23 protein-coding genes are annotated in these 25,039 nt (G+C 68.9%); 10 read left to right on the forward strand and 13 right to left on the reverse strand.

Translation table 11 applies throughout. The annotated features are described in order from the left end of the window. Positions 1-12 precede the first annotated feature (12 nt). Together ACIBQ1_RS04580 and ACIBQ1_RS04585 are read left to right on the forward strand one after the other, a co-directional pair. A complete protein-coding gene (locus tag ACIBQ1_RS04580; RefSeq protein ID WP_397274599.1) occupies positions 13-216 on the forward strand; it encodes a hypothetical protein in 204 nt (67 codons plus the stop codon). Positions 217-234: 18 nt separating this feature from the next. Further along, the gene (locus ACIBQ1_RS04585) at positions 235-438 is read left to right on the forward strand and encodes a hypothetical protein (RefSeq protein ID WP_397274600.1); all 204 of its coding nucleotides are present in this window, start codon (positions 235-237) and stop codon (positions 436-438) included. Positions 439-623: 185 nt separating this feature from the next. Here the strand turns inward: ACIBQ1_RS04585 and ACIBQ1_RS04590 are convergent, their stop codons facing one another. Continuing rightward, positions 624-1,529: an ankyrin repeat domain-containing protein gene (locus ACIBQ1_RS04590; RefSeq protein WP_397274601.1), complete on the reverse strand. Its 906-nt coding sequence runs from the start codon at positions 1,527-1,529 to the stop codon at positions 624-626. A 285-nt stretch (positions 1,530-1,814) separates the two neighbouring features. Between ACIBQ1_RS04590 and ACIBQ1_RS04595 the strand changes: the two genes are divergently transcribed. The 3 genes from ACIBQ1_RS04595 (at position 1,815) to ACIBQ1_RS04605 (ending at position 4,548) form a co-directional block, all read left to right on the forward strand. Then, positions 1,815-2,165: a helix-turn-helix domain-containing protein gene (locus ACIBQ1_RS04595; RefSeq protein WP_397274602.1), complete on the forward strand. Its 351-nt coding sequence runs from the start codon at positions 1,815-1,817 to the stop codon at positions 2,163-2,165. 97 nt (positions 2,166-2,262) lie between these two features. Beyond that, positions 2,263-3,726, forward strand: coding sequence for an ATP-binding protein (locus tag ACIBQ1_RS04600; RefSeq protein WP_397274603.1), 1,464 nt, complete (start codon positions 2,263-2,265; stop codon positions 3,724-3,726). Positions 3,727-4,281: 555 nt separating this feature from the next. Further along, positions 4,282-4,548 carry a hypothetical protein gene (locus ACIBQ1_RS04605; protein WP_397274604.1) on the forward strand — a complete coding sequence of 89 codons (267 nt, stop codon included), beginning with the start codon at positions 4,282-4,284 and terminating at the stop codon, positions 4,546-4,548. A gap of 367 nt (positions 4,549-4,915) precedes the next feature. Here ACIBQ1_RS04605 and ACIBQ1_RS04610 read toward each other — a convergent pair whose 3' ends face one another. The 4 genes from ACIBQ1_RS04610 to ACIBQ1_RS04625 form a co-directional block, all read right to left on the reverse strand. Beyond that, on the reverse strand, positions 4,916-5,356 hold the full coding sequence (locus ACIBQ1_RS04610; RefSeq protein WP_397274605.1) for a hypothetical protein: 441 nt from the start codon (positions 5,354-5,356) through the stop codon (positions 4,916-4,918). Positions 5,357-5,437: 81 nt separating this feature from the next. Further along, the gene (locus ACIBQ1_RS04615) at positions 5,438-7,387 is read right to left on the reverse strand and encodes an alpha/beta hydrolase (RefSeq protein WP_397274606.1); all 1,950 of its coding nucleotides are present in this window, start codon (positions 7,385-7,387) and stop codon (positions 5,438-5,440) included. A gap of 155 nt (positions 7,388-7,542) precedes the next feature. Beyond that, complete coding sequence (locus ACIBQ1_RS04620) at positions 7,543-8,217, reverse strand: hypothetical protein (protein ID WP_397274607.1); 675 nt, start codon at positions 8,215-8,217, stop codon at positions 7,543-7,545. Positions 8,218-8,361: 144 nt separating this feature from the next. Next, positions 8,362-8,574: a DUF397 domain-containing protein gene (locus ACIBQ1_RS04625; protein WP_397275528.1), complete on the reverse strand. Its 213-nt coding sequence runs from the start codon at positions 8,572-8,574 to the stop codon at positions 8,362-8,364. Positions 8,575-8,742: 168 nt separating this feature from the next. On the opposite strand from ACIBQ1_RS04625, the gene ACIBQ1_RS04630 reads away from it, so the two are divergent. Next, complete coding sequence (locus ACIBQ1_RS04630; RefSeq protein WP_397275529.1) at positions 8,743-8,997, forward strand: winged helix-turn-helix domain-containing protein; 255 nt, start codon at positions 8,743-8,745, stop codon at positions 8,995-8,997. A gap of 34 nt (positions 8,998-9,031) precedes the next feature. On the opposite strand, the gene ACIBQ1_RS04635 is transcribed toward ACIBQ1_RS04630, so the two are convergent. Further along, the gene (locus tag ACIBQ1_RS04635) at positions 9,032-9,232 is read right to left on the reverse strand and encodes a hypothetical protein (RefSeq protein WP_397274608.1); all 201 of its coding nucleotides are present in this window, start codon (positions 9,230-9,232) and stop codon (positions 9,032-9,034) included. A gap of 336 nt (positions 9,233-9,568) precedes the next feature. Continuing rightward, on the reverse strand, positions 9,569-10,429 hold the full coding sequence (locus tag ACIBQ1_RS04640; protein ID WP_397274609.1) for an enoyl-CoA hydratase/isomerase family protein: 861 nt from the start codon (positions 10,427-10,429) through the stop codon (positions 9,569-9,571). Positions 10,430-10,871: 442 nt separating this feature from the next. On the opposite strand from ACIBQ1_RS04640, the gene ACIBQ1_RS04645 reads away from it, so the two are divergent. Beyond that, positions 10,872-11,891 (forward strand): LacI family DNA-binding transcriptional regulator, encoded by a 1,020-nt coding sequence (locus tag ACIBQ1_RS04645; RefSeq protein ID WP_397274610.1) that lies wholly within the window; start codon positions 10,872-10,874, stop codon positions 11,889-11,891. A gap of 58 nt (positions 11,892-11,949) precedes the next feature. Here ACIBQ1_RS04645 and ACIBQ1_RS04650 read toward each other — a convergent pair whose 3' ends face one another. Continuing rightward, positions 11,950-14,031 (reverse strand): ATP-binding protein, encoded by a 2,082-nt coding sequence (locus tag ACIBQ1_RS04650; protein ID WP_397274611.1) that lies wholly within the window; start codon positions 14,029-14,031, stop codon positions 11,950-11,952. A 2-nt stretch (positions 14,032-14,033) separates the two neighbouring features. Next, on the reverse strand, positions 14,034-16,376 hold the full coding sequence (locus ACIBQ1_RS04655; RefSeq protein ID WP_397274612.1) for an ATP-binding protein: 2,343 nt from the start codon (positions 16,374-16,376) through the stop codon (positions 14,034-14,036). A 293-nt stretch (positions 16,377-16,669) separates the two neighbouring features. On the opposite strand from ACIBQ1_RS04655, the gene ACIBQ1_RS04660 reads away from it, so the two are divergent. Continuing rightward, the gene (locus tag ACIBQ1_RS04660) at positions 16,670-18,220 is read left to right on the forward strand and encodes a serine/threonine-protein kinase (protein WP_397274613.1); all 1,551 of its coding nucleotides are present in this window, start codon (positions 16,670-16,672) and stop codon (positions 18,218-18,220) included. Positions 18,221-18,226: 6 nt separating this feature from the next. Here ACIBQ1_RS04660 and ACIBQ1_RS04665 read toward each other — a convergent pair whose 3' ends face one another. From ACIBQ1_RS04665 to ACIBQ1_RS04680, 4 genes are read right to left on the reverse strand one after another with little or no spacing between them, the layout of a single operon-like run. Beyond that, complete coding sequence (locus ACIBQ1_RS04665) at positions 18,227-19,099, reverse strand: nucleoside hydrolase (protein WP_397274614.1); 873 nt, start codon at positions 19,097-19,099, stop codon at positions 18,227-18,229. A gap of 18 nt (positions 19,100-19,117) precedes the next feature. Next, entirely contained in the window at positions 19,118-19,936 is an 819-nt protein-coding gene (locus ACIBQ1_RS04670) for a carbohydrate ABC transporter permease (protein WP_397274615.1), read from the reverse strand. A 5-nt stretch (positions 19,937-19,941) separates the two neighbouring features. After that, positions 19,942-20,823 carry a carbohydrate ABC transporter permease gene (locus ACIBQ1_RS04675; RefSeq protein ID WP_397274616.1) on the reverse strand — a complete coding sequence of 294 codons (882 nt, stop codon included), beginning with the start codon at positions 20,821-20,823 and terminating at the stop codon, positions 19,942-19,944. Beyond that, positions 20,820-22,097 carry an ABC transporter substrate-binding protein gene (locus tag ACIBQ1_RS04680; RefSeq protein ID WP_397274617.1) on the reverse strand — a complete coding sequence of 426 codons (1,278 nt, stop codon included), beginning with the start codon at positions 22,095-22,097 and terminating at the stop codon, positions 20,820-20,822. Before ACIBQ1_RS04680 ends, ACIBQ1_RS04675 begins: the two co-directional genes overlap by 4 nt. 194 nt (positions 22,098-22,291) lie before the next feature. On the opposite strand from ACIBQ1_RS04680, the gene ACIBQ1_RS04685 reads away from it, so the two are divergent. Together ACIBQ1_RS04685 and ACIBQ1_RS04690 are read left to right on the forward strand one after the other, a co-directional pair. Further along, entirely contained in the window at positions 22,292-23,767 is a 1,476-nt protein-coding gene (locus tag ACIBQ1_RS04685; protein WP_397274618.1) for a pectinesterase family protein, read from the forward strand. Between the two features lie 36 nt (positions 23,768-23,803). Continuing rightward, the gene (locus tag ACIBQ1_RS04690; RefSeq protein ID WP_397274619.1) at positions 23,804-25,036 is read left to right on the forward strand and encodes a hypothetical protein; all 1,233 of its coding nucleotides are present in this window, start codon (positions 23,804-23,806) and stop codon (positions 25,034-25,036) included. Positions 25,037-25,039 lie beyond the last annotated feature (3 nt).

The raw sequence follows: 25,039 nt of genomic DNA on the forward strand, positions 1-25,039 counted from the left end.
ACCCCAGCCGGGATGCCGATCCTGTGGGCCTTGGCCGACCCGAAGATCGGCGAGCGCGAGGTACTGGCCGCGATGCTGGAAGTCGAGGCGAGCGTGGTGGCTGACCACGACGGCATCCTCCTGATCTGCGACAAGGGGTTCGCCGGCAAAGACTTCGAGACTCTGCTGGGCGAATACACGATCGCGATGCTGCGGCCATCCCGCAAAAACGAGTAGGCCCGCTACGGCGAGCCGATGCTCAAGAAGGTCCGGCAACTGATCGAGTCGGTTAACGACACCCTCAAGGGCCAGCTCAACCTGGAAGACCACGGCGGCCGGTCCTTCGAAGGCGTCGCCGTCCGCGTCGCCCAACGCGTCCTGGCGATGGCCGCCGCGATCTGGCACAACAACGCAACCAACGCACCTATCACCCGGTCACTGACCGCTTACGACCACTGACCGGAGATCTGTCGGTGCGCATCGAAGATGGCAGTGATCGACGTCGATGAGCTTGGCATTGACAAGTAGCGTGAGGTGAGCCGAGCACGTTCTTGCTCACTCAACTTGTCCTATTCCTGATCGGAGCCGGCGCACCATCGGGTCCCCGAGCGTTGGCCTGGGAGAAAGAGCTCACCAAGCCGATGTCACTGTTGGCGGCGATGATCGAAGATCGAGGCGTCGTTGTCCGCACGGGCATCGTTGAACACCGCTGCCAAACCCAATCGCTCGGCTAGCTCTCTCGGTGTCTCATGAGGGTTGCTCTGAAGGTCTGGGTCGGCGCCGTGGCGGAGAAGTACTACGACGACATCGAGCCGCGGGGTTAGCAGCGCGCCGTACAGTGGTGACCACCCGACGGCGTCGGCGGGTCCATTGACAGCGGCTCCTGCCGCAAGAAGCGCCTTCACAATCTCGACCGGCCCGCCGAGGGCCGCAAGCAGCGGATACGTGCTCCCCAGCCGAGCTTGAGGGTCGGCTCCGGCGTCGAGCAGGCGCCGAACCAGATCAACGTCCTTCCACTCGATGGCCCGAAACAGCATCGGATCCGTAGCGGCAGATAGTGGGCGCGGCCCATCTGGGTGAGGATCGTAGCGATCGACTATAAGCTGAAGATCGGCCCAGTCGCCGCCGTAGACCATACTTTCAGCGGCTCCAGGCTCGCGACTGTGCGCCAGCTCGTAGTACTTGTCCCAGGCGAAGAACACGTCACCGGGACCAAGATGGGACCAGGGCAAGCACCCCCATACCTCGTCGTCGAGGACTGTGCGCACCCTCAGGATGAGGTAGTAATCGGAGTCATCTCCATCGACGCGCGGCAAGGTATAGCTGAGCGGGTCAGCGAGCGCTGCATATCTACCCTCGTGCCGCACCACCACCGTGCGGTGAAGCGTAACTCCGTTTGTCCCGTAGTAGAACCTGTCGCCAGGCTCACCGGCGATGAGTGCGCGCCAGTCGGCTCCTAACCACTCGCCGTCCGCGTCACGGGCAGGTAGCGGCACGTCGAAGTACGTAACCGTGTCCCAACTGGCCGAGGCGTCCCCGGACACTGCCATGGAGGCAAATGATAGCCCGGCGCGTCGAGCATTCAACCAGCCTGCTCCTGCTTCCTGACACGTCGGTGATCATCTTAGGTGGTGATCAACATGACAAGATCATCAACCAATGCCAAGTTCATGACAGCAAGGGCGAGCCTGCCAACTTTAGCGAGCAAGGACAAGATCGGACTTACTCGTCTAGGTGGTGACAAGGCGGGCAACTGGGAGCGGCGGTACATGGAGAACATCCCGCTGGACCGAAGAGCTCTATACCCTCTACACCAGCGATAGCGAGGAGTGAACATGCCGAAGAGGACGCCGGGAGCCTGGGAAGACCTGGAGCTGGAACTGCACGCTGCTGGAGTCGCTCCGGCAGAGATCGAGGCAGGAGCACGACGCCTGCTCGCCGAAGCAAGGGGCCACCAACTGGCCGAAGCGCGGAAAGAACGCGGCCTGGGACAGAAGGACGTTGCAGCGATCATGGATGTGAGTGTTGCCCGAGTTTCGCAGATCGAGCACGGCGAGGTGGGGTCTCTCGATGTCATCGCTCGCTATGTCGAGGCACTCGGCGCACGCCTCGACTTGGTCGTCGACTTCGCCGACCGGACCTTGCGACTGCCTGTAACTGAGAAGCCAATAGACAGCGCCGCCTGACACGTCGTCGATCACCCATCGTCCAACGGAAACGGTCTGCCGGGGTCAGGGGGTGGAGGAGGGCTCAGGGGTCCCGTTGGGCCACAGACAGGTGGAGGTGGCGGTCCTCATCGCCAAGCCTTCAGAGATCTTCGACCGCGATGCGGAGTGGGCCGAACTGGTCGACTTCATCAACGATGATTCTCCATATCCGACGCTCGGCGTGGTGTCGGGGAGGCCGCGCCAAGGAAAGACCCTGCTCCTCGGCTCCATCTGCGATGCGGCCGGGGGCATCTACATCGAAGGTACCGAGGCGGTTCCCGCCGAGCACTTCCACCTGATCGGCGAACTGCTGGCCACCCAACTCGGTAGCCCTGCCCCGCTCCACTTCACCTCCTGGCGCGCGGTCATCGACGCAATCCTGGATCTGGAGACCTCATCGCCGCTTCCCGTAGTGATCGACGAGTTCCCCTACCTGGTCAAGGTCTCGCCTGAGCTGCCGTCCGTCCTCCAGGCAGCCCTGGATCTGCGGCGGCGTAAGGGAGGATCACCGATTCGCCTGATCCTGTGCGGCTCCGCCCTCACCTTCATGGGCGGGCTGCTGGCCGGGAACGCACCGTTGCGCGGCAGGGCGGGTTTGGAACTGGTCCTTCCCACACTGGACTATCGGCTCGCGGCGGAATTCTGGCAGATCAGTGATCCCCGGCTCGCCTTGCTGACGCACGCCGTGGTGGGCGGAACTCCTGCCTACCGCCGCGAATACACTCGCGATGACGTTCCACGGTCACTCGCCGACTTCGACGGCTGGGTCAAGCGCGCGGTGCTGAATCCCGCTCGCCCCCTCTTCCGTGAGGCACGCTATCTCCTCGCAGAGGAGCCGGATCTGCGTGATCCCGCCCTGTATCACTCCGTCTTGGCAGCGGTGGCGGAGGGGAACGCCTCGCGCGGCGGCATCGCCAATTACATCGGCCGGAAGGCCACGGAGATCAGTCACCCGCTCGCTGTACTGGAGGACGCGGGACTGCTGGCCAAGTCCCCCGACATGTTGCGTGCCGCCCGCCCGCTCTACCGAATCACGGAACCACTGATCACCTTCTACCACTCGGTGATGCGACCTGCGTGGCGGGAGCTCGAACGCAGGCGAGCCGACCAGGTATGGAAGCGCAGCCGTGATCGGTTCCTGAGCGGAGTGGTGGGGCCGCACTTCGAAGACATCTGCCGCACGTGGGCCGCAGACTTCGCAGGCGCCGAGGCGTTCGGCGACGTTCCCGCGGAGGTCGGCCACGGCGTCGTCAACGATCCCGAACGTCGCACCAGCCACGAGGTCGACGTGGTGGTCCTGGCAGAGCCGGACGGAGGACCTCGCAAGGTGCTCTCCTTGGGAGAGGTCAAATGGGGAGACGTCATGTGCGAAGGCCATGTCGAACGGCTCCGCCGCGTCCGCGACCTTCTCGCGACCCGCGGCTATGACACGCGATCGACCCGCCTGACCTGCTACAGCGCCGCCGGGTTCACGGCAGATCTACGCTCGGCGGAGAACAGTGACGTCATGCTGATCGATCCTGAGCGGCTCTACTCCTGAGGGAATCTTGCTTCGCAGGGAGGCTTTCGCGGTGGACCCACCAGTGGGATCGCGAGGCTGATCGGAGATAAGGGTGATTTTCGCGGTCGCGGCCGTGATAACGCCCTGCGACGCGTTGTCCCAGGTCGCGTTGCTCGCTAAGTCTGTCAAGCCCTCCGAGGGCATCTGGTCACTCAGAGCTACTTTGCGGCGGGCGTACGGCTCGGGCAGGCGAGCAACTCAGGACCGGACAGGCAGCGGCGAGCATGCGCCGGCTCCGCTCTCGGTTGGTGATCGTGCCCGTCACCGAGCAACCGGCCGATCTGACGTTCAGCCGAGCTCACATTCACCCTGCCCCCATTTCGCCAGAACGGGCCCCTTTCGCACCCGAGCCGCCGGCACCTAATCACATCCCGGGGGAGAAAAACGCCGGACGCCGGGAGAAACAATCACACCCGAGCGAGAAGCCATGACCTGCAAGAACTCCAACAGTGTGGCACTGTGCTCACCGTCAGACCTTGCACCCACGCACTGGTGCGGGATTGCCCTTCCCACCTTCGCAAAGGCAGGAATGCGGTGAACATAGAGGCACAGATCCTCACTTTGATAACGCGTATCCAGGCACTCGAGGAGAGCATGCAGCCCGGAGACGACAGCACCAAGACGGTCGGAATTGCCCTGGTGCCGGCGGATCTCGCCGACATCCGGGCCGAGATGAGACAAGACCTCGCGGCCCTCGGTGACGAACTCGCCGGCCTTCGCCGCCATATGGACGAGTGCTTCACCGCCATCCGATCCGAACTGCACAGGATCGGCGGGCTCCCACCCGAAGTGATCAACTAGCAACCCGGGAGGCCGGCCGATCGCTGGACGGCAAACACCCCCGTCTGAGACTGCCCTTCACAGGGAGTCTCAGGCGGGGCCGTCTTTTGAAACACGCCCTGGGCTGGCCGAAGCGCGGGAAGAACGCGGCTTTGGGCAGAAAGACGTTGCAGCGATCATGGATGTGAGTGTTGCCCCGGTTTCGCAGATCGAGCATGGCGAGGTGGGTCTCTCGATGTCATCGCTCGCCATGTCGAGGCACCCGGCGCACGCCACCACTTGGTCGTCGACTCGGCGGACCTTGCGATTGCCCGTCACCGAGAAGCCTGTAGACAGCGCGGCCTGACGCCTCTTCGATCACCATCCCAACCGAACCGGCCCAACGGAGTCAGGGGGTGGGGGAGGGCTCGGGGGTGCCGTTGGGCCACAGGCATGTCGAGGTGGCGCCCAGGCTGAGCACATCGCCCTCCGTCCAGCCGATGGACATGAAGAAATCTTCCAGGCGGGAGCGCCCGTAGAGCTGCAGGCCATTCTCGGACTCGGCCTGGATGTGGTGACCCTGGCTCTGCCAGTAAGTCTTCACCTGGGCGATCACCTCCTTGAGCGAGCCCTTGGGCAGTCCGCGCAGGTAGTACGCGCGGTTGACCACGATCCGCTCTTCCGAGCCTCCGTCGAGCGGGTCGAGGCAGAGACCGTCATTGAGACTGGGCCGATGCAACTCCAGCTCGGGCTTGGGACGGATGATGCCGGCAGTCCCGTTGATGAGCTGCTCGATCCGGGTGAGCGCCTGGGCCTTGGTGATCGTCGGCTTGTCGGTCGATCCGTTCATCACTCCTCCTAGAACTCCGCCGGACGCGCACCCGGCGACGAGCACCGCGGCTGCGATGATCAACATCACGGAGCGGAACATCTACTCTCCCGACGAAGTGGGTGAGGGCTGCGGAATGGGCGACGGCGGGGACACCGGCTCCGGAGAGGGGTGCGACTGGGATGGCGTCGGCAGCAGCGGCGGAGGCGACACCGGCTTCGGCGTCGGCAGCTTAGCCACGTGATCATACTGACCGTTGATAATGAATCCCATGTTCTTCAGCGATGTCGTGTGATCGTCCCAGTAACCGGAGTGTGTCCCGATGTCGTACCCGGTGAAACCCAGAAGACCCGAAACCGGTGCGGGGTCGACGAGAAAGCGGTTGGCGCCGAAGGTGATGTTGCTGGGGTCGGTGCCGAAGGGGCCGGGGCCGTTCGGGAAGGCGGGTTGCAGCACGCCCGAGATGGGGTGCCGCCCGCCGCTCAGCGGAACGTGCCCCAGGTCGGCTACCGGGTCCTGCGGCGACTCCCCCACCCACACCTGCTTGACTCCCAGATCGCCCGCCTGCATCGCCATCGTCCCCGGGCTGCCCACGAGAATGAGCTGATCGGCGAACGCCCCCTTCCGTGTCTGGGCGGCGATGCCGGTTACCACGCTGCCGTAGCTGTGGCCCAGAACGGTGAACCGTGGAGTGTCGGCCGCCTGGTGTGTGGCGTGCAGGCCGTCCAGGAAGCTGGCCAGCGGGCCGGCTCCGGCCTGGGCGAGATGGGGTGAGGCCACGGAGGTGTCCGCCCGGAGGATCCCGGCGTCGAGTTGCGGGGCCGTGTAGCCGAGCCACAGGATCGAGGCGGTCGTCGTGCGGGGGGCCGAACGGTTCGCCTGGTCCCACAGGGTTCCGGCGCGGGCCACGTCGGCGCCGATCCCCTCCAGAGTGCTGCCCGTGCCCGGCACGGAGGTGACCACCGAGTCGGCCTTGTCGGGGTCGCCGAAGGAGATGGCGGCCTTGCCGAGCCCGCCCAGTTCGAGGGCGAGCAGGAGCGCGGGCGGGCGGCCGTTGATCCCGCCCAGGGCCAGGCTCTCGGTGATGGCGTCGATCTGCCGCTGCTGCCGCTCCAGCTCCTCGATCTCGCGATGCGTGCTCATCCTCTGCCACGCGTCCGCCGCGATGACCCCCTTCGCCACGGACTCGTCCAGGACCCGAAGCTCCGCCAGCCGCTTGGCGATGGCGTCCTTGCGCAGGACCAGGTAGGCGCGGTTCGCGCTGTCGCGGGTGGCGGCGGGCACGCCGTTGAGGGAGCCGACCAGTTGCGGCGCGGTGTCGATGAGCCGCTGGCGCGCGGCCGGGTCGAGCAGTTGCCACCAGGCGCCGACCCGGGCGGCGAGGGTCGGGTTCTTGCCGGCGTTCTGCGCCGCCACCAGCTTCTCCAGCGCCGAGGTGTCGCCGACCGCGGCGGCGGCCAGCACGTCGCCGAGGCGGCCGGGGCCGGGGGCGGACCCGCCGAACAGCCCGAAGCCGAGCACGGCCGCGGTGCCCGCCTCGCCCCCGGGGCGACGCTGGAGTACGGTCAGCCGTCTGCGCAGGTCGACGACCTGTCCGGCGGCCCAGGCGCCCACGTCCGCGACCTGCTGGGCGGGTACGGCACTGACGCCCGCGGCGGCCAGCGCCACCGAGAGCCGGCCTCCAGCGGCCGGCAGGTCGTACCCGGCGCGCTCCAGGTCGGCCACCATGCGGGTCATCGCCTCCACGTCCATCCCGGCGTAGCCGCCGCGCGCGGACGGGGTGGCGGCGAGCGAGGCGGACAGCGACGGCGCGGCGGCGTGCCCGCCGAGGGCGCGGATGCGCTCGGCGATCTGCGCGGCGGCGGTTTCGAAGGCACGCTGCAACCGGGCCCGCTGCTCCCCCATGGCCTGCGTGAAAGGGCCCGCGCCGCCGCCGACCCAGGCGCGGGCCGCCATGTAACGCATGCTGGAGTCGAGCGCGCCGACGTGATCGCCGGCCAGTCGCACCACCCGGGTCAGGGCCTCCTCCAACCCTGCGGTGTCACCTGCCACAACCGTCGACGGTGACACAATCTCCACCGTACGGCGGCTCGCCATAGCCAACCGCTATCGGCGGCCACCGCAGAGTAGCCGGGCATGATAAAGGGGCAGTTGCCGGGCCGATCCTTCCTTTCCGAACGCCACTCGCTCGTTCACCTGTGGGAACGCTACCGTGCGTCCCCTTCGAGGATGCCGTGCCACAGGCGCTTCGCCTCCGCGTCCCGGAGCCACGGGCTCTCGCTGACCCGGTCGCCCTTGGCGGACCTCTCCGTTCGGCGGATATGGCCGAGGCCGCCCGCCACGCAGAGCTCGTACACCGTCGGCAGGCAGTCGCACGTGTAGCTGCGGACCCTGACGGAGTTGCATCTGGCCATCGGGGCGGACCAGTCGATGGCCACGTACGCCTCTTTCAGCGGCTTCACATGCGGGCCATGAAATTCCTCCATCGTCATGCCGACCTCCAGGGCCGATCGTGATGTCCAGTTCCTGGCAACGGGATGCCACTCAACGCCGTGTTCGCCCTGAGCGGGCCGGGCAAGGGTGGGCACGTGCCGGTTCGGGCAGCAGATCACGCCGATCGTGGCAAACCGGCCTCCTTGCAGCCATTCACCCCACTGCACGTCCACACCTCGGGGGAGCAGATCAAGAGCAATCTCCAGTCGGTCCTTCAGAGGCACCCCTTCAGGCAGCAGAAGCGCCTCGCGCACCTTCGCGTACTCGTCTGCCATCCAGTCCGTCGCCTGCCCGGCCTCGTGGAACGTCGCCGCGATGCGCGATGCGGGCTTGGCCAGCCAGTCACCGGTCCGCATCGGCGGTAGCACCGAAGAGAGGAAGTCGGACACGCTCGGCCTCGTTGGCGCGATCGGCTCCGGCGCCGATCCAGTGGTAGGCGTGCCAGTGCGTGGCGAGGAGCTCCAGTACGATCCTGGGAGGCGGCGGCCCCTGTTTGCTTCGATCAAGCAGGGACCGCCGTCCTCAGTGGACGCTTAGACAGTGGCTATCCCGGCCGCGCGAAGCTCGTCACCGGTGAACCGGAGGGTCCCGGCGTCCGGGTTCTTCGTGTCACGCAGGGCGTAGGCGTCCGCTATGCCGGGGAGCGGGGCGATCAGGACACAGCTCTCCATCTCCCCCTCCTGCTGATTTCCGCCGCACATCTTGGTGAAGGGCACGTCGCCCAGATGTCCGATGTACAGATCCATCACGCGATCTCCTTTGTCCGCATTGATACCCATACGTGATGCCTCGATTACCGAGAGCCATGCGAAACAATAGCGCACCTGTACCCACCTGTCTAGGACTAGTCCCGCATCGACCTGTACTGTTGTGTCTATGTATGAAAGTAGATGACGGTCTATGGTCCGCCTGTGATGTTGCCTGACACGCCGTGGTCCGCAGACGACTGGAACCCCGAGTTCTACAGATATGAGCAGATAGCCGATTGGATCGGAGAACGCGTCCGAACCGGCGACTATCCGCCGCGCACTGTACTGTCCGAGGTGCAGCTACAGGGCTATTTCGGCGTCGGCCGTGACACCATCCGCAAAGCATTCGCCATCCTCCGCGAACGCAAGCTGATCATAACCAAACCCGGCAGAGGGTCCGTCGTCATCCTCCACGAATGACGAGGGCTTCCAGCCGCGGTAGGTGGAACGGGTGTCAATCGATGTACAGCACCGCTCGCTGGACCGCCTCCAGATCGAAAGGCTTTGGATAAGACTCCGCAGCGCTGGTCAGCCCCGCCCATCGCACCAGGTGCTCGTGCTCCTCATGGCGGGGATCGGCCAGAACGGCCCCGAGCTCGCGATATCCCCACGTCCCGCCGCAGTCCTCCGGCGGGCAGGCACCCTCTCCTGCCACGACCGCAGCAAGCCGTCATCCCATTCGCGCGAGGGCCGGCCGTAGCGCCGTTCTCCGATGGTGAGGACGTGCAGGTGATAGTGGGCCCCATGGCCACGGCCAAGATACGGTGCGGCCGCGCCGACTAGATGGCGCCGCCGTACCACGGGGTCTCGGTGTCCGGCAGCGTGACCTTGAGCTCCTACACCGCCTCGCCCGGAGCGGCCTCCCCCAGGGTGCTCCGTATCGCCTCCTGGCCGAGTCGGCTCAGCGCGGCTTCCCCGTTCGTCGGCTCGATCGTTCCCAGGTGTTCCAGCGCGCTCAGCGGTGGCGCTGGCGCCGTCCCATCCGACGTCGTCATGCGGTCGTCTGCTCCCCGTCGGAGTTGGGGCGGTATTGGAACCGCGTCACCCAATTCGGGAGATCACGTTCGACGTCGCTCCGCTGCTGGAGCCCGGCCTCGAAGAGATGTCTTGCGATGTGTTGCTGGGCCGGACGGTTGACCGCATCCCAGAACGCCGTCATCTGGTCTGTGTACTCGGCCTCCGGCCGCTGCGTGGCGAGGTTGACGAAGTGCTTGATGTCCCTGATCGTCTGCAGGTCGAAGGAGGCGACGCGGGACGCGAACTCGTCGACGAAGCCGTCGAGCTCGTCGTCGGGCAGGGCCCGGTTCACGTACCCGTACCGTTCGGCAAGCGCTCCGTCGTAGTCGAGACCGCCATAGAGGATCTCGAACGTCCGGCCCCGTCCGACCAGGGCAGGTAGACGTGAGGCGGGACCTCCGCCCGGGATGGCGCCCATGCCGATCTCGAACTGACCGATGAAGGCCTTCTCGCGGCTGGCGAAGCGTATGTCGGTGGCGAGCAGGAACTCGCTGCCCGCGCCGCGCGCCCTTCCCCTGATGGAGGAGATGGTCGCCAGGGGGAGGGAGCTGAGACGGGTGAGCAGCGCCGTCCAAGGATGGATCTCCTTCGGGTGGGCCAGGACATGCTTCAGCTCGTCTGCGTTGGAAAGGTCGTAGTGAGCCAGGTAGAAGTCGGGGTCGGCGCTGTCGAAGACGATGACCGCGAGGCTGTCGCTCGCCTCGGCGCGCGCGAACAGAGCATCCAGCTCGCTCGTCATCGGCGCGTCGACAAGATTGACAGGAGGGTTGTCGAACGTCACTCGCCACAAGGTGTCCGAGTGCTCGGTCAGAGTGAAGCGCGTCGGTGAGTCCATGGATCCGACGCTAACGATCGGCGGCTAAACAGCAGCTCAGCCCTCGCCCAACCGAGGCTTCTGTATTGCCTTCCGCCGGTAGACCTCCTCCCCAAACGCCGGGCCACCGTATGACGCCCTCGCGGCGCGCCGATACGCCTTCGAGCACGTTCCCAGCCCGGACCACGACCGAAGACTGCGCGAGACCGCCGAGCAGATTGGCACCTGGACGTTCTTGCGTGCCGTTGCGCTGGACCATCTTCGTGCGAAGGCGCACACATCCCACCTCATCTCAGTCCTAGGGCTGAGTGCCTGGCCGAGAAGGCTTGGCAGCTCGCCGTAGCCTTCCCCGGTGAGGTATCCCGCGGGCTTCCCCAAAGCCGAAGCCCACCCGCCCGGAGACCTGTATGGGGTGCTCCGGCCCATAAGCTGGGTTCGTGAACGCCGGAGTGAGACGCGAGTGGTGACGCGCAACGACGTGGCGCGGCTGGCGGGCACCTCGCCCGCCGTGGTCAGCTACGTGATCAACAACGGGCCCCGGCCGGTCTCGGAGTCGGCCAGGCAGCGCGTGCTGGACGCCATCAAGCAGCTCGGCTATCGCCCCAACGCGGTGGCCAGGTCACTGCGCTCGCGCCGCTCGTGGACCATCGGCGTGATCGCCTCCGACAGCGCCGGCGGGAAGAGCCCCTTCTTCGGCCAGTTCACCCGGGCCTGCGAGGAGGTGGCCTGGCAGCGGGGCTACTCGGTGCTGTTCGGCAACTCGGCCGAGGATCCGGCGCGGGCGGAGGGCTATGTCCGGGGGTTTCTGGAGCGGCAGGTCGACGGGCTGGTGCTGATGCGGGTGCCGGTCTCGCCCGATCAGGCCGAGGAGATGCGGGGACGCGTTCCGGTGGTCACCATCGACCACGCGGCTCCGCCGTTCTTCTCCCGCCTCGCGGTGGATGACGAGGAGGGCGGCTACCAGGCCACCCGGCACCTCCTGGAACACGGCCACCACCGCATCGGCTTCGTCGGCGGCCCGCTGGACATCACCCCGGTGCGGCTCAGGGCCGCGGGCTGGCGCCGCGCGCTCCAGGAGGCCGGCGTCGAACCGGCGGCGGAGCTGGTCGCGGAGGGCGAGCTGAGCCTGGAGGGCGGCTACGACGCCGCGCTGCGGCTGCTGTCGCCGCCCGCGCGTCCCACGGCGCTGTTCGCCTCCATCGACGGCCAGGCCATCGGCGCGATGCGCGCCGCCGCCGACCTCGGGCTGCGGGTGCCCGGGGACGTGGCGGTGGTGGGGTTCGACGGGGCGCGGGAGGCCGCGTACACGGTGCCGGGGCTCTCGACGATCAGCCAGCCCATCGACGAGATGGCCCGGCACGCGACGGAGACGCTGGTGAGTGCCATCGAGTCTGAGGGTGTGGAGCCGGTTACCAAGATCTTCTCCGCTCACCTGGTCACCCGCGGCTCCTGCGGCTGTCCCGAGCCCCGCCTGCACCGCTGATCGCCCTGCCGTACGCGGCCTGCCTGCGCCGCTGCGTCGCCGTGTCGCGTGCGGTCCGTCACGGCTCTTCCAGTGCGTACGCGACCGCCTGGAAGAGCTCGAGCCGCGTGCCGTCGCGGAAAGCCGCCGTGAACGCCCGAGCCCCCAGCGCGCGACGCGCCCGCTCGGCACACTCCTGGTGCGATCTCGCCTGGTACCGCATCCGCGCCGGAGAGGCGGCCACCGCCTCCCACAGGACATGGGCGGCGCCCAGCAGCCGGGCGGCGCGCTCGTACCGGCCACGTGCCCCGGCCGTCCACGCCAGGACCTCCAGGGACTGCGGAAGGCCCCACCGGTCGTCCGCGGCGGCCCAGAACGCGGCCACCTCCCGCATCTTGGCCTCGGTCTGCCGCAAGTCACCCTGCTCCCAGCGGGCCATGCCGACCGCGTACAGTGCGTACGCACCGAAGAGCGTCGCGTTACGCTTCTCGCACAACGTCACCAGTTCCTCGCCGTACTCTGCGGCCCGGTCCGGGCGCATCGTGGCGGCGAAGAGGGCGGCGACGTACAGGGTGACCCCCACGGCGTGGACGTCGCCTCTCGCCCAGTGCCGGACACGGGCCTCCTCCAGGAGCGCGAGCCCGGCCTCGACGTCGCCCTCGGACAATGCCGCGACGCCGGAGAGCTGGACAGCGAACGCGAGCGCTCCCTCGTCCCCCAGCCGCCGCGCGAGCTCCAGGCACTCCCGCGCGCCGGCCGCCGCCGCATCGCCCTGGTAGAAGGCGAGCAGCCCGTCGGCCCACAGGCCCATCGCCCTGGCGACGCTCGATCGGGGCACGATCGCGAGGCCGCGTTTCAGCCAGTGCCGGCCTTCGCTGAGAGCACCGGCCACGAGCCAGTTGGCCCATAGTTCGGAAGCGATCTCCAGACCGGCGGGTACGTCGGCGGGCCGGGCGAAGCAGAGGTCGAGGGCGACGCGCACGTTGGGAAGCTCAGACTTCAGCTTCCGCATGCGATCGAGCTGGTCCGGCTCCACCTGGTCCACGCGCACTCGCTCCGCCAGCCGGCGATAGTGGTCGATGTAGCGCTCGCGCAGCGCCTCCGCCTCCGCCGCGGGCATCTGCTCGCGGCCGTACGCGCGGATGGTCTCCAGCATGCGGTGGCGGGCCCCGGCGTGGTGCGGCTCCGCCCCGCACAGGACGGACTTGTCGACGAGCCCCATCATCAGATCCAGCACGTCCTCGCGGGCCAGCCCCTGCCCGGGGCAGACGGCCTCGGCGGTCTCCACGTCCACACCCCCCGGGAACATCGACAGCCGCTCCCACAGCCGCCGCTCGCCGGAGGAGCACAGCCCGAAACTCCACTCCATGGTCGCCCGCAGGGTCTGGTGGCGGGCGAGCGTGCCGGGGCTGACCTCGGCCGGAAATTCCAGGCGCTTGTCGAGCTCGTTCACGAGGTCTTCCACCGACGTCGTCCGCAGCCGTACCGCCGCCAGCTCGATGGCCAGCGGGATCCCGTCCAGGCGCCGGGCCAGCCGGGCGACCGCCTGGGCGTTGGCGGCGTCGACGAGGAAGCCGGGCCGGATCGTCGCCGCCCGCTCCGCGAAGAGGCGTACGGCGTCGCGCCGGGCGATGTCGCGCGTGCTGTCGCCGGGCTGCGGGGTCGGCAACGACGGCACGGGGAGGACCCGCTCGCCGTACACCCCGAGCGACTGGCGGCTGGTGGCCAGGATCTGCACCCGCGAGGTGCCGTGCAGGAGCTGCCGCACCAGCCGGGCGCAGGCGCCGAGCAGATGCTCGCAGTTGTCCAGCACCAGCAGCAGTTGCTTGTCCGCCAGGTGCTCGATCAGCAGGGCTTCCAGGTCCGGGGTGCGGTCCTGGATTCCCAGCGCGGCGGCCACGGCGGGGGCCAGCAGGTCCTCGTCGTCGATGGTGGCCAGCTCCACCAGCCGGACCCCGTCGCGGTACCGCTGCGGCAGGATCTCGCTGACGCGTCGCGCCAGCCGGGTCTTGCCGACTCCGCCCACGCCGGTCAGGGTCAGCAGGCGGGTCTGCGCCAGGAGCCTCCTGACCTGGGAGATCTCGTGCCGCCGTCCGACGAAACCGCAAGAGTCACCCTGCCGCAGGTCTGCGGCTGGGAGGTTGCGGACTTTCACCGGCATGCTCACTCGCCCCCGGGAGGCCGCTCGCCCGTGCGGCGGGCCTGCTCGGCGACCCAGCCGACGATCTGGGTCCTGGAGTTGAAGCCGAGTTTGCACAGAACATGCTCGATATGGCCTTCGACCGTGCGCTGAGCGATCACCAGCGCCGCCGCGATCTGCTTGTTCCTCATTCCCCGGGCGATGAGCCGGGCGATCTCCGTCTCGCGCGGGGTGAGCGGCGCGTACTGGTCCGCCGCACCGGACCGGCAGCGAGCGGGCGCCTCCTGCTTGAGTGCGTACGCGAGCACCTGTTCCGGGGTGCGCCTGGCCCCGCGCTTGACCGCCGCCTGGAAGGCCTGCTCGCCGAGGTCGCAACGCGTACGGGCCGAGCATTCGTCGTGATATCCGATGAGGTGGCCGAATCCCAGCAGCGGCGCGCCGATCGCCTCCCAGAGGGTGCGCAGCACGCCCAGCAGCTCCCCGGCCCGCGCGTACTCCCCTTGCGAGGCGGCGATCCAGGCCAGCACCTCGATGGTGAGCCCGACCCCGACCGGGTCGTCCAGGTCGTGGAAGACGTGCAGGCTCTCGTGTTCCAGAGTGGTCGCGCGCCGCGGGTCGCCCTGGCGCCAGAGCTCGATGCCGAGCGCCGCCGTCGTGTACGCCCGGTGCCAGCTCTCGCCATGAGCGTCGCAGATGGCGATGCCCTCCTCGGCGGCGGCGACGGCGCGTTCGGAGTCGCCGAGGAAGGAGTGCGCGAGGGTGAGCCAGGTCAGCGCCTGCACCTCGCCCGCGGGGTCGCCGTCGGCGCGATGGTGGGTCACCGCCTCCTCGAAGGATCTGACGGCCGACGCGGTGTCTCCCGCGTGCATGGCGACCATTCCGGAGTAGAGCTCGACGTAGCCGAGCACCGATTTCAGCCCGAGTTGCTCGCCGAGCGTCCTGCTCTTGGCCAGCAGCCCGATGGCCGAGGTCTGGTCGCCCTGGATGATCGCGAGCGAGCCGCAGGCCCAGAACGCCCGGGCCCTGACCTCGGAGCCGCCGGCGGCCTGCGCGAGCCCCTGTTCGAGCCAGTCGCGCCCTTCGCCCAGGTGGCTGCTGGTGATCCAGTGGTCGAGCAGGTCGCTCGCCATGTCGATGCAGAGCCCGGCGCGCTCGGCGTGGCAGTACTCCAGGGCCGTACGCAGGTTGGGATGCTCGGCGCGCAGCCGGGTCAGCAGCTCGGCCTGCCCCGGGCCGAACAGCTGCGCCTGCGCCTCGCGCGAGAGCCGCCGGTAGTAGTCGCGATACCGGCGTTTCAGCTCCTGCTCCTGGCCGGAGGCGGCGAGGCGCTCACGCCCGTACTGCCGGATCGTGTCCAGCAGCCGGAACCGCACCCCGTACGGGTGCTCCTCCCGGATCAGGACGGACTTCTCCACCAGGCCGATCATCAGATCGAGGATCTCGTCGTGGGGAAGGCCGGCCCCGGCGCAGATCTCTTCCGCCGCCTCCAGGTCCAGGCTGCCGGTGAACACCGACAGGCTCGCCCACAGCAGGCGCTCGTGCTCGGTGCAGAGCCCGTGACTCCAGTCGATCAGGGCGCGGAGCGTCCGGTGGCGGGACGCGGTGGCCTTCGAACCCGCGCTGAGCAGCCCGAAGAGATCGTCCAGCCGGTCGAGCAGCTGGTGGACCGAGAGCACGCGCAGCCGCACGACGGCGAGCTCGATGCCGAGCGGCAGGCCGTCCAGGCGGCGGCAGATCTGCTCGATCACGTCCTGGTTCTCGTCGGTGACGGTGAAATCGGGCAGCACGGCCGTGGCCCGCTCGGCGAAGAGCTGTACCGCGTCGGACATGGTGTTCTGGGGGTCGCCGCTCGGCAGCGGCAACGTCGGCACGGGGAACTCCTGCTCACCGACGACCCCCAGCGGCTGCCGGCTGGTGGCCAGGATGCGGAGTTCGGGGGCGGAGCGCAGCAGCGCCTGGGCCAGCAGGCAGGACTCGTCGAGGACGTGCTCGCAGTTGTCCAGGACGACCAGCGCCCGCTGTTGGCGCAGATGCTCGGTGAGCACCTGGACGGGCGGCCGGGCGGCGTGGCTCTGGATCTTCAGCGCGGCGACCATGGCCTGCGGCAGCAGTGCCGGGTTGTCCAGTTCGGCGAGTTCGACCAGCCAGACCCCGTCGGGGAAGGCCCGGCGCAGGTCGGTGGCGACGCGCAGGGCCATGCGGGTCTTGCCGACGCCGCCGGGACCGGTGAGCGTCACCATGCGGGCGTCGGCCAGCAGGCGCTTGACCGCCGCTACTTCGTGCCGACGCCCGATGAAGCTGGTCACCTCCGCGGGCAGCCCGCCGGCGTACGTTCGCGCCGAGACGCGCGACGTGGCAGTGGACATCGATGCCTCGCATCGGCTCGGGCGAGTTGGTCACCATACGCCGCCAAGAGCCGATATAACCAACATTATGCCCATGACGGGCGCCGACCACCTGGACGACATGCCTGGTCATCGTGCATATCGGACCCTCGTACCGAATCATTGACAACATCGGCCTCGCCCATGGAGCAAACTTTGTGGTTCACCGCGCCGGCGAGCCGGTCACCAGGGGCCCCAGGCGTCTGACTCGTCACTTAACTACCCAACGCAACGCTCTGATACGATCTTGGCCAATTTGACCGGCTGGAGGCTTGGTGGCCGAAGTGTTGGCCCTGTTGGCCGAGGACCCCAGGACAGTGGGGCCCTACCGCCTGGAAGGGCGGCTCGGGGTGGGCGGGCAGGGCACCGTCTACGTGGGGCGAGGCGACGACGGCGTGCCCGTGGCGGTCAAGCTCTTACACCCGCACCTGATGGCCGACCAGCGGGAGCAGAAACGTTTCCTGCTGGAGGTGGAGACCGCCCGGCGGGTGGCGCTCTTCTGCACGGCCCAGATGCTCGACTGCGGGTTCCTCGGGAGCAGGCCGTACATCGTCAGCGAGTTCGTCGACGGTCCGTCGCTGCACGCCGCCGTACGGGACAACGGGCCGCGCGGGGCGGCCGCGCTGCAGCGGCTGGCGATCAACACCGCGACCGCCCTGATGGCCATCCACGAGGCGGGGGTGGTGCACCGCGACTTCAAGCCCGGCAACGTGCTGCTCGGGCCCGAGGGCCCGGTCGTCATCGACTTCGGCATCGCGCGGGCGCTGGACCTCAGCCAGTCGGTCGTCAGCAGCCAGGCCATCGGCAGCCCCGCCTACATGGCGCCCGAGCAGATCTCCGGCGGCGGCGTCGGGCCCGCCGGCGACCTGTTCGCCTGGGCCGCGACCATGGTCTACGCGGCCACCGGGGAGCATGCCTTCACCGGCGACTCGATCCCCGGCGTCCTGCACGCGATCCTGCACGGCGAGCCGGACCTGGGCGGGCTCCAGGGGCCGCTGCGGGGGCTACTGGAGGAGTGCCTGTCCAAGGCCCCGGACCGGCGGCCCACCGCCGCCCAGGTGATCGAACGCCTGCGCGCGCTTCCGTCCCCCGTCTGGAACACCGTTCCGATCACCCGCCCGGGAAGGCCCGCCGCCGCGCAGAATGCGAGCAAGCAGAATGCGAGCAAGCAGGCTGCGAGCAACCGGCGGCGCGGCCTGATCATGGGTACGGCGGGCGCGACCCTGCTCGTCGCCGCCGTGGCCGGCTATTTCGCGCTGGCGCCCGTCGCGTCCGGCGACAGGGCGCCGGGGACGACCTCGGCGGCGTCGGTGCCCGTGTCCGTGCCCTCTGTGTCCTCTGTGCCCTCGCCGTCCACGAACACCCCTGAGACGCCGCTCGCCCAGGACACGCCCGTCCCGGCGGCCACCGAGCGGAAGTTGTCGGCCGAGGCCGTGCCCAGCCCGAGCACCGTCTCACGGGGCACGCCCACACAGACCCACACGCCGCGGCGCACGAAGGCCTCGGTCGTCGAGCCCACCCGGAAACCGACCAAGAAGCCGACCCGCAGGCCCACGACCAAGCCGACCAAGACCACACCGCCCCCGAGCAGCGGCCCGCCGCAGCCCGCCCAGGGCTCGATCACCTTCAACGACGCCCACGAATACTGCAAGGCGGAGGGCTACAGCATGGCCGCCGGCAACTGGGACAACCTGTCGTGCTTCGGCATGACGAGCAAGAACATCACGGCGACGTCGGTGTGCCAGTTCAAGTACCAGGGCCGCAATGCGGTCGCCGAGCAGCCTCAGTACGCGTATTCGCAGGAGACAACCTGCCGGCTGTCGTAGCGACGTTCAGGCCTGCGCGGCCACGATCCGGCGGACGATGTCCCGGGCGATGGGCTCCGGCGAGCCCGAGACGGTGACCCGGGTCCGGCCTCCCCCGGGCACGAACGTGCTGGAGCCGTCCGCCCCCACCTCCACCCGCCCCTCCGGGCTGAAGGTGAACAGGCCGGGCACCAGCATGCTCAGCACCGTGATCGGGTCGTGCGGGCTGTTCCACTCCTCGTTCCAGAACCGCCACCACTGCTCGATCTCCGCCTTCAGCGCCTCCCCCAGCGCCCCGGCCCCCGCGATGGCGGCCACGTCGGCCTCGTCCATCCGGACCGTGGTGGTGATCTCCAGGCCGGTCACCGTGATGGGCACCCCCGAGCCGAAGACGACGGCCGCCGCCTCCGGATCGCAGCGCAGGTTGTGCTCGGGCTCGGGGTCGTCGAAGCGGCCTCCCATGATCCACAGGTGCCGGACGTCCCTGGCGAACGACGGGGACGCCGTCAGGGCGTTGGCGATGTTGGTGAGGGGCCCCACCGCCACCACGTCCACCTGGCCCGGCGCCCGGCTCACCCGGTCCACCAGGTACGCCGCCGCGTCCCCGGGCTCCACCGCCTCGGTCTCCAGGTCGGTGAAGAGCCTGCCCTCGTGGCCCGCCCACCAGACGGGCCGGTCCGTCAGGGTCCGGGCCGCCCCCGGGATGACGGTCAGGGAGCGGTTCGCGAGGCGTACGAGCCGCTTGGCCAGGCGCGCCCGCAGCAGCGTGTCACCGTAGACGGTCGTGCAGCCGAGCAGGTCGACCTCGGGCGAGCCGAGCAGGACGGCGAGCGCCAGAGCGTCGTCCACGTCGGAGCCGATGTCGGTGTCGAAGACGACGCGCATGGTCGGAGAACTCATGAAGACCCTTCTCGGAGGCTATTTGAGGCCCGTGGTGGCGATGGACTGCGTGAAGTGGCGCTGGAAGCGCAGGATGATCAGCAGCGGGATGACCGTCAGCACGATCGAGCCCGCGAACAGCTGGCCGTAGTCGATGGTGAACTGGCCGCGCAGGTTGGCCAGGGCGATCGGGCCGAGCTGGTGTGCGGCGTCGGTGCCGATGAGCAGCGGCCAGACGTACGACTGCCACTGGAAGATGAACAGCGTCAGGCCCGCGCTCACCAGGGCGGGACGCGAGAGCGGCAGGTAGATCCGGGCGAACACGCCGAACCAGCCGAGCCCGTCGATGCGCGCCGCCTCCACCAGGTCCTTGGGGATGGCCAGGAAGAACTGGCGCAGCAGGAAGATGGCCAGGCCGTGGCCCAGGCCCGGGAGGATTAGCCCGGCGTAGGTGTTCGTCAGGTCCCAGTCGCGGAACAGCGTGGCGAGCGGGATCGCGATCGCGTCGAACGGGATGAGGAAACTGAGCACCACGATCGCGAACAGCGCCCCCTGGCCCCTGAACCGCACCGCCGACAGCCCGAACGCCGCCGCCGCCGAGATCAGCAGGCCCGCGGCCACGGTGACCAGCGCCACGAGCAGGGAGTTGAGTATCGCGCGGCCGAAGTCGCCGGTGACCAGGCTCGCGTAGTTGCCGAGCGTGGGGTCGGCCGGTACGAACGTCTCCCACGACAGTCGCGAGATGTGCCGGAAGATCTCCGAGCCGCCGCGCAGCGAGCTGGACAGGGCCCAGAGCAGGGGCAGCGCGAAGGCCAGGCCGACGATCGTGCCCAGCAGGGCGTACAGGCGTCTGGACACCGTGGTCAGTCCCTCCCCCGCAGCAGCCGGAACTGCACGATCACCACGGCCAGGACGAGCAGCACCAGCAGCATCACCTCGGCCTGGGCGAGGTTCAGGTCACCCACGGAGTAGGCGCGGGTGAAGATGTCGAACATGGTGACGTTGGTGGAGCCCTGCGGGCCACCGTTGGTCAGCATCTGCACCGGAGCGAAGACGAGGAAGTTCGAGACGGTGTCCGCCACCAGCACGAACGCGAGCGGCCTGCGCAGCAGCGGCAGCGTGACATGCCAGAAGCGCGCCCAGGCCGACGCCCCGTCGATCGCGGCGGCCTCGTACAGGGAGGCAGGGATGTCCTGGAGCCCGGCGATGAGGAACATCATCCAGTAGCCGACGCCGATCCACGACAGCAGCACGATCAGCGACCACAGGGCCTGGCCCGGCGAGGTGAGGAACGGCTGCGGCGAGACACCCAGCACGCTCAGCACCGAGTTGAGCAGGCCGTCGGGCCGGTAGGCGACGCTCCAGATGGCCGCCGAGACCGCCGGGGGCACCGCGATCGGCAGGATCACCAGCACCCGCAGGAACCGCACGCCCGCGAAGCGGCGGGTGAACAGGACCGCGAGGGCGAGGGCGGCGGCGATCTGCAGCGGGTTGACGATCAGGCTGAACACGAGCGTGACGCGGACGCTCTGCAGGAACGTCGGGTCGGCGAAGAGGGTGGCGTAGTTGCCCAGGCCGACGAACGCGGTCTCGCCGCTGACCAGGCTGGTGTGGCTCAGGCTGCTGGCGAACGCCATCGCGGCGGGGATCAGCCGGAGGACGAGGAGCGCGACCAGGGCGGGCGCCAGGAACGCCAGCGACACCAGCACCGGCCGCCCGACCCCGGTCCGCGACCGGCCGCTCATCGCAGCTGGGCCCAGGCCGTCTTGATCTCCTGCGTGGCCTGTTCGAGCCGGGGCTTGGGCTCGGCGCCGTTCCTGATGTCGGCGAACGCCTTGGTCATGATGTCCTCGAACTGGATGTACCCCACCGACCTGGGCCGCGCGACCGCCGTGTGGTCGGCGTCGTATTTGAGGATCTCGCCGACCCCCTTGCTCTTGTCACCGCCCAGCGCGTCGAGGGTGGGCACGTACTTCTCGAAGGCGGCCCGGTTCGACGGGATGATCGTGGTGGCCTTGGTGGTCAGCAGGTTGCCCTCGGGGTCGAGCGCGCCGTACTCGAGGAACTTGCGCGCGAGCTGCTGGTTCTCCGAGGCCGGGTTGATGCCCCAGGACCACGAGCCGGTCGGCGTCACCTGCTTGCCGCCCGCGAAGTAGGGGTACGGCGCCACGCCCCAGTCGAGGTCCTTGGCCGCCGAGAAGACGCCCACGTCCCACGGGCCGCCCGCGAAGAAGGCCACCTTGCCCTCGGTGAACAGCGGCGAGGTCTGGAACGAGCCGACCCCGCGCGGCGCCAGCTTGTTCGCGAACAGGTCGCGGTACCAGGTCATCGCCTTCACCCAGCCGTCGGTGGTCAGGTCGGGCGTGAGCATGTCGGGCCCGGTGATCCCGGAGCCGCCGCCGAGCGACTCGGCCAGGCTCTGCAGCTGGTAGTACTGCTCGATCTGCTCGGGGATGAACGCCCACTGGGCGCCGCCCTCGGCCTGGGCCTTCTTGCCCGCCTCGATCGTCTGCTCCCACGTCCAGCGCTTGGCGGGGTCGCTCGGCGGCGGGGTGATCCCGGCCTTCTTCAGCAGGGTCTTGTTGTAGAAGAGGAACTGGTCGGAGGTCCAGACGGGGACGGACCAGAGCTTGCCGTTGTGCTCGTTGACCTCGTACTGGGCGGGCAGGGCCGCCTGCTTGACGCGGTCCTTCCAGTCGCTCAGGTCGGCCAGGAAGCCCCGGGTGGCCAGCGCCGCGACGCGCGGCTGGTCGACGGTGTAGACGTCGATCGTGTCGTCCTTGGCGGCCAGCCGCTGCTGCAGGGTGCTGTTGAGCTGGTCGAAGGGGATCTGCGTGTACGCGACCTTGACGCCGGGGTTCCTGGCCTGGAACCCGTCGATGACCGGCTGGAACGTCTTGGGATCCTCGGGACCGACGAACCGCAGCGTCTTCGACGCCGAATCTCCCCCGCCGCCACCAGATCCGCACCCGGCGGCCAGCACGGCCAAGAGGCTCACCAGGGCCAGGCTCTTCTTCATGGCTTCGCTCCTTCAAGCCCTCCGGCCGCTGACCAGGTCAAGCGCCGAGTCTACACGTGTCACATCCGCGATGGCCGCCCAGCATGCCACGAACCCCCGCCAACCGACAAGACCTCCTGCCCTTGACCGATCTTGTCGAGCCGTCTACATATATATTCAAAGCCAACTATCCATTCGCTCTTTGAGAGGTGAATGTGAAGGCCCCGATCACCGCGCTCGTCGCCGCAGCGATCGCCCTGTCCCCCGCCCCCGCACCCCTCGCCGGCGCGACCACGCCGCCCACCGCCCCTGCCATGGACGGCGGGGAGGGGGTGCGGTTCTCGGTGCCGGGGCGCGCGAGGGCGACCTGCGTCGACGCACCCCTGAAGATCACCTTCCCGGCGCCCCCGACGCTGGGCTCCTCCGGGGCGATCGAGGTGCGCCGGGCCGACGGCACGCTGGCCGACCGGATCGAAGCCGCCACGGCCGGAGCCGACAAGAAGAACATCGGCGCCGCCGTCTCCGACACGGGACTGCCGCACGACTTCTCGTACGAATCAGTCATGATCGACGGCAACACGGCCAGCGTGTACCTGCACCGGCGGCTCGAGTACGGGCAGGAGTACTACGTCACCGTCGACCCCGGCGTGTTCACGGGGTTCGGCGGCGTGCCGGAACCCGGAAGGTGGGAGTTCAAAACCCGCAAGCAGGGCGTTCGGACCCGGCACCTGACGGTCTCCGGGGCCGGGACCGGGGACTTCTGCACCGTGCAGGGCGCCGTCGACGCCGTGCCCGTCGGCAATCGCTCGCCCGTGACCATCGACGTCCGGCCGGGCGTCTACACCGAGATCGTCTACGTGCGCGAGGACCGGCCCCACATCACCGTGCGCGGGGCGGGCGCGGGCCGGACCGTGATCCGGTACGCCAACAACGACCTGCGCAACGGCGACGCCGCGCTGCGCCAGGGCGGCCCCGCCGACGTGTGCCCGCGCCGCGTCCTGGAGACCTCGGACCTGCACAACTGCTGGCGGGCCATGTTCGGGGTGGACGCGGCGGACTTCCGGATTCAGAACCTCACGCTGCACAACACGACCCCCGACGGCGGCTCGCAGGCGGAGGCGTTCCGGGGCAACAACGAGCGGATCGCACTCGAACGCGTCGACCTGCGCAGCCACCAGGACACCCTGCGCCTGCAGGGCAAGGGGTTCGTCACCGGCAGCCGGATCAGCGGCGACACCGACTTCGTGTGGGGCACCGGCACGGTGTTCATCCAGGACTCGGTGCTGGAGTCGACGGACGCCGGCTACATCTCGCAGAGCCGCAACGACGCGACCAGGCCAGGCGCCGTGTTCGTCCGCACGAGGCTGACGCGCGCCCCCGGCGTGCCGGACGGCTCGGTGGTGCTGAGCCGCAGCGCCGTGTGGCGCTTCACGCACAGCCAGGCGGTGTTCATCGACACCAGGATGGACGGGCACATCGCCCCCGCCGGCTGGGCCATCGACCCGAACGACTGCGCGCAGGCGCAGAACCTCTCCTTCTGGGAGTACGGCAGCACCGACCTCACCACCGGTCGCGCGATCGACACCGCCCAGCGGTTGCCCTGCTCCCGCCAGTTGACGACCGCCGAGGCGGAGCGATGGAGCGACCCCGCGTACGTCCTGGGCGGCTGGAATCCCAGGTCGCCGCGTTGAGATCACGGGTTTGACGTAGCGAAAGGAATGGACGGCATGGACAGGTTGGCGAGCAGGCGTGCCCTTCTGGGCGGAGTGCTGGGCGGCATCGGGGCGGCCGCCGTCGCGGGTCCGGCGGAGGCGGCGAGCCGTACCGATGCGGCGGACGTGGGGTTCCACGGGGACAAGGGAGCGGCGCGGCCGGTGGCGCCCGTCAATCAGGAGGTGGCGGCCCGGTTCGGCCCCGAGTACAAGACGCTGCCGGCCGCCGTCGCGGGCGTCGACATCGAGCCGCTGATCGGCATCGCGTCGGCCGCCGACCTCGCCGCGAAACGCGAGCGCATGGTCGACTACATCTGGAAGGGCGCGGGCCGGCCCAAGACGCTCCCCACCGTCGAGAGCGGCGTGCCGGCCCCCGACTTCGCCTCCCTGACCGGCGTCCGCAGGATCGACCGGCTGACGGTGCCGCTGCGCTACCAGGTGTCGGCCAAGGTGTACGACATCGTCCCGCGCCGCGCGTGGAACCGGCGCCTCGCGCTCTACCACAACGGCCACGGCGAGCCGTTCGACACCATGCTCCGCACGGTCCAGGCCCTGCTCGATCGCGGTTACCGGGTGATGGCGTACGCGATGCCGTTCCAGCACTGGAACCAGCAGCAGATCGCCGACCCCGACGACCCGGCGAAGCTGCTGCCGAACCCCTCCCACCGCGAGCTCCCGCCCTGGGAGAGCGCCGAGTTCTCCGCCCTGACCTTCTTCCTCGAACCGCTCACGGTCACCCTCAACCACGCGCAGGCCACGTACCGGCCGGCCTCCGTCGAGATGATCGGCCTGTCGGGCGGCGGCTGGACGACGACGGTGTTCTCGGCGCTGGACCCGCGCGTCACCCGCAGCTATCCCACGGCCGGGTCGCTGCCGTTCTTCCTGCGTCCCGCCTCGCCCAAGCCGCGCCCCACGACCGGCGACTGGGAGCAGACCAAGGAGGCGCTGCCCGGCTTCTACGCGGCCACCTCCGACGACTTCCTCGACATGTACGTGCTGGCGTCGGTGGGGCCGGGGCGCGGGCAGCTGCAGATCCTCAACCGGTTCGACGAGTGCTGCTTCAACGGGGTCGGCCACCGGGTCTACCACGCCCCGGTGCGCGACCGGGTGGCGCTGCTCGCCGGGGGGCGGCCCGAGCGGGGGCGGTGGGATCTCCTTGAGGACGCCACGCACGACGACCACACCATCTCGCCGCACGCGCTGTCCGTCATCCTGTGGGACCTTGACACCACAAATGTCACAACATAATAT

Source organism: Nonomuraea sp. NPDC050153 (assembly GCF_044460125.1).
GTDB lineage: Bacteria > Actinomycetota > Actinomycetes > Streptosporangiales > Streptosporangiaceae > Nonomuraea.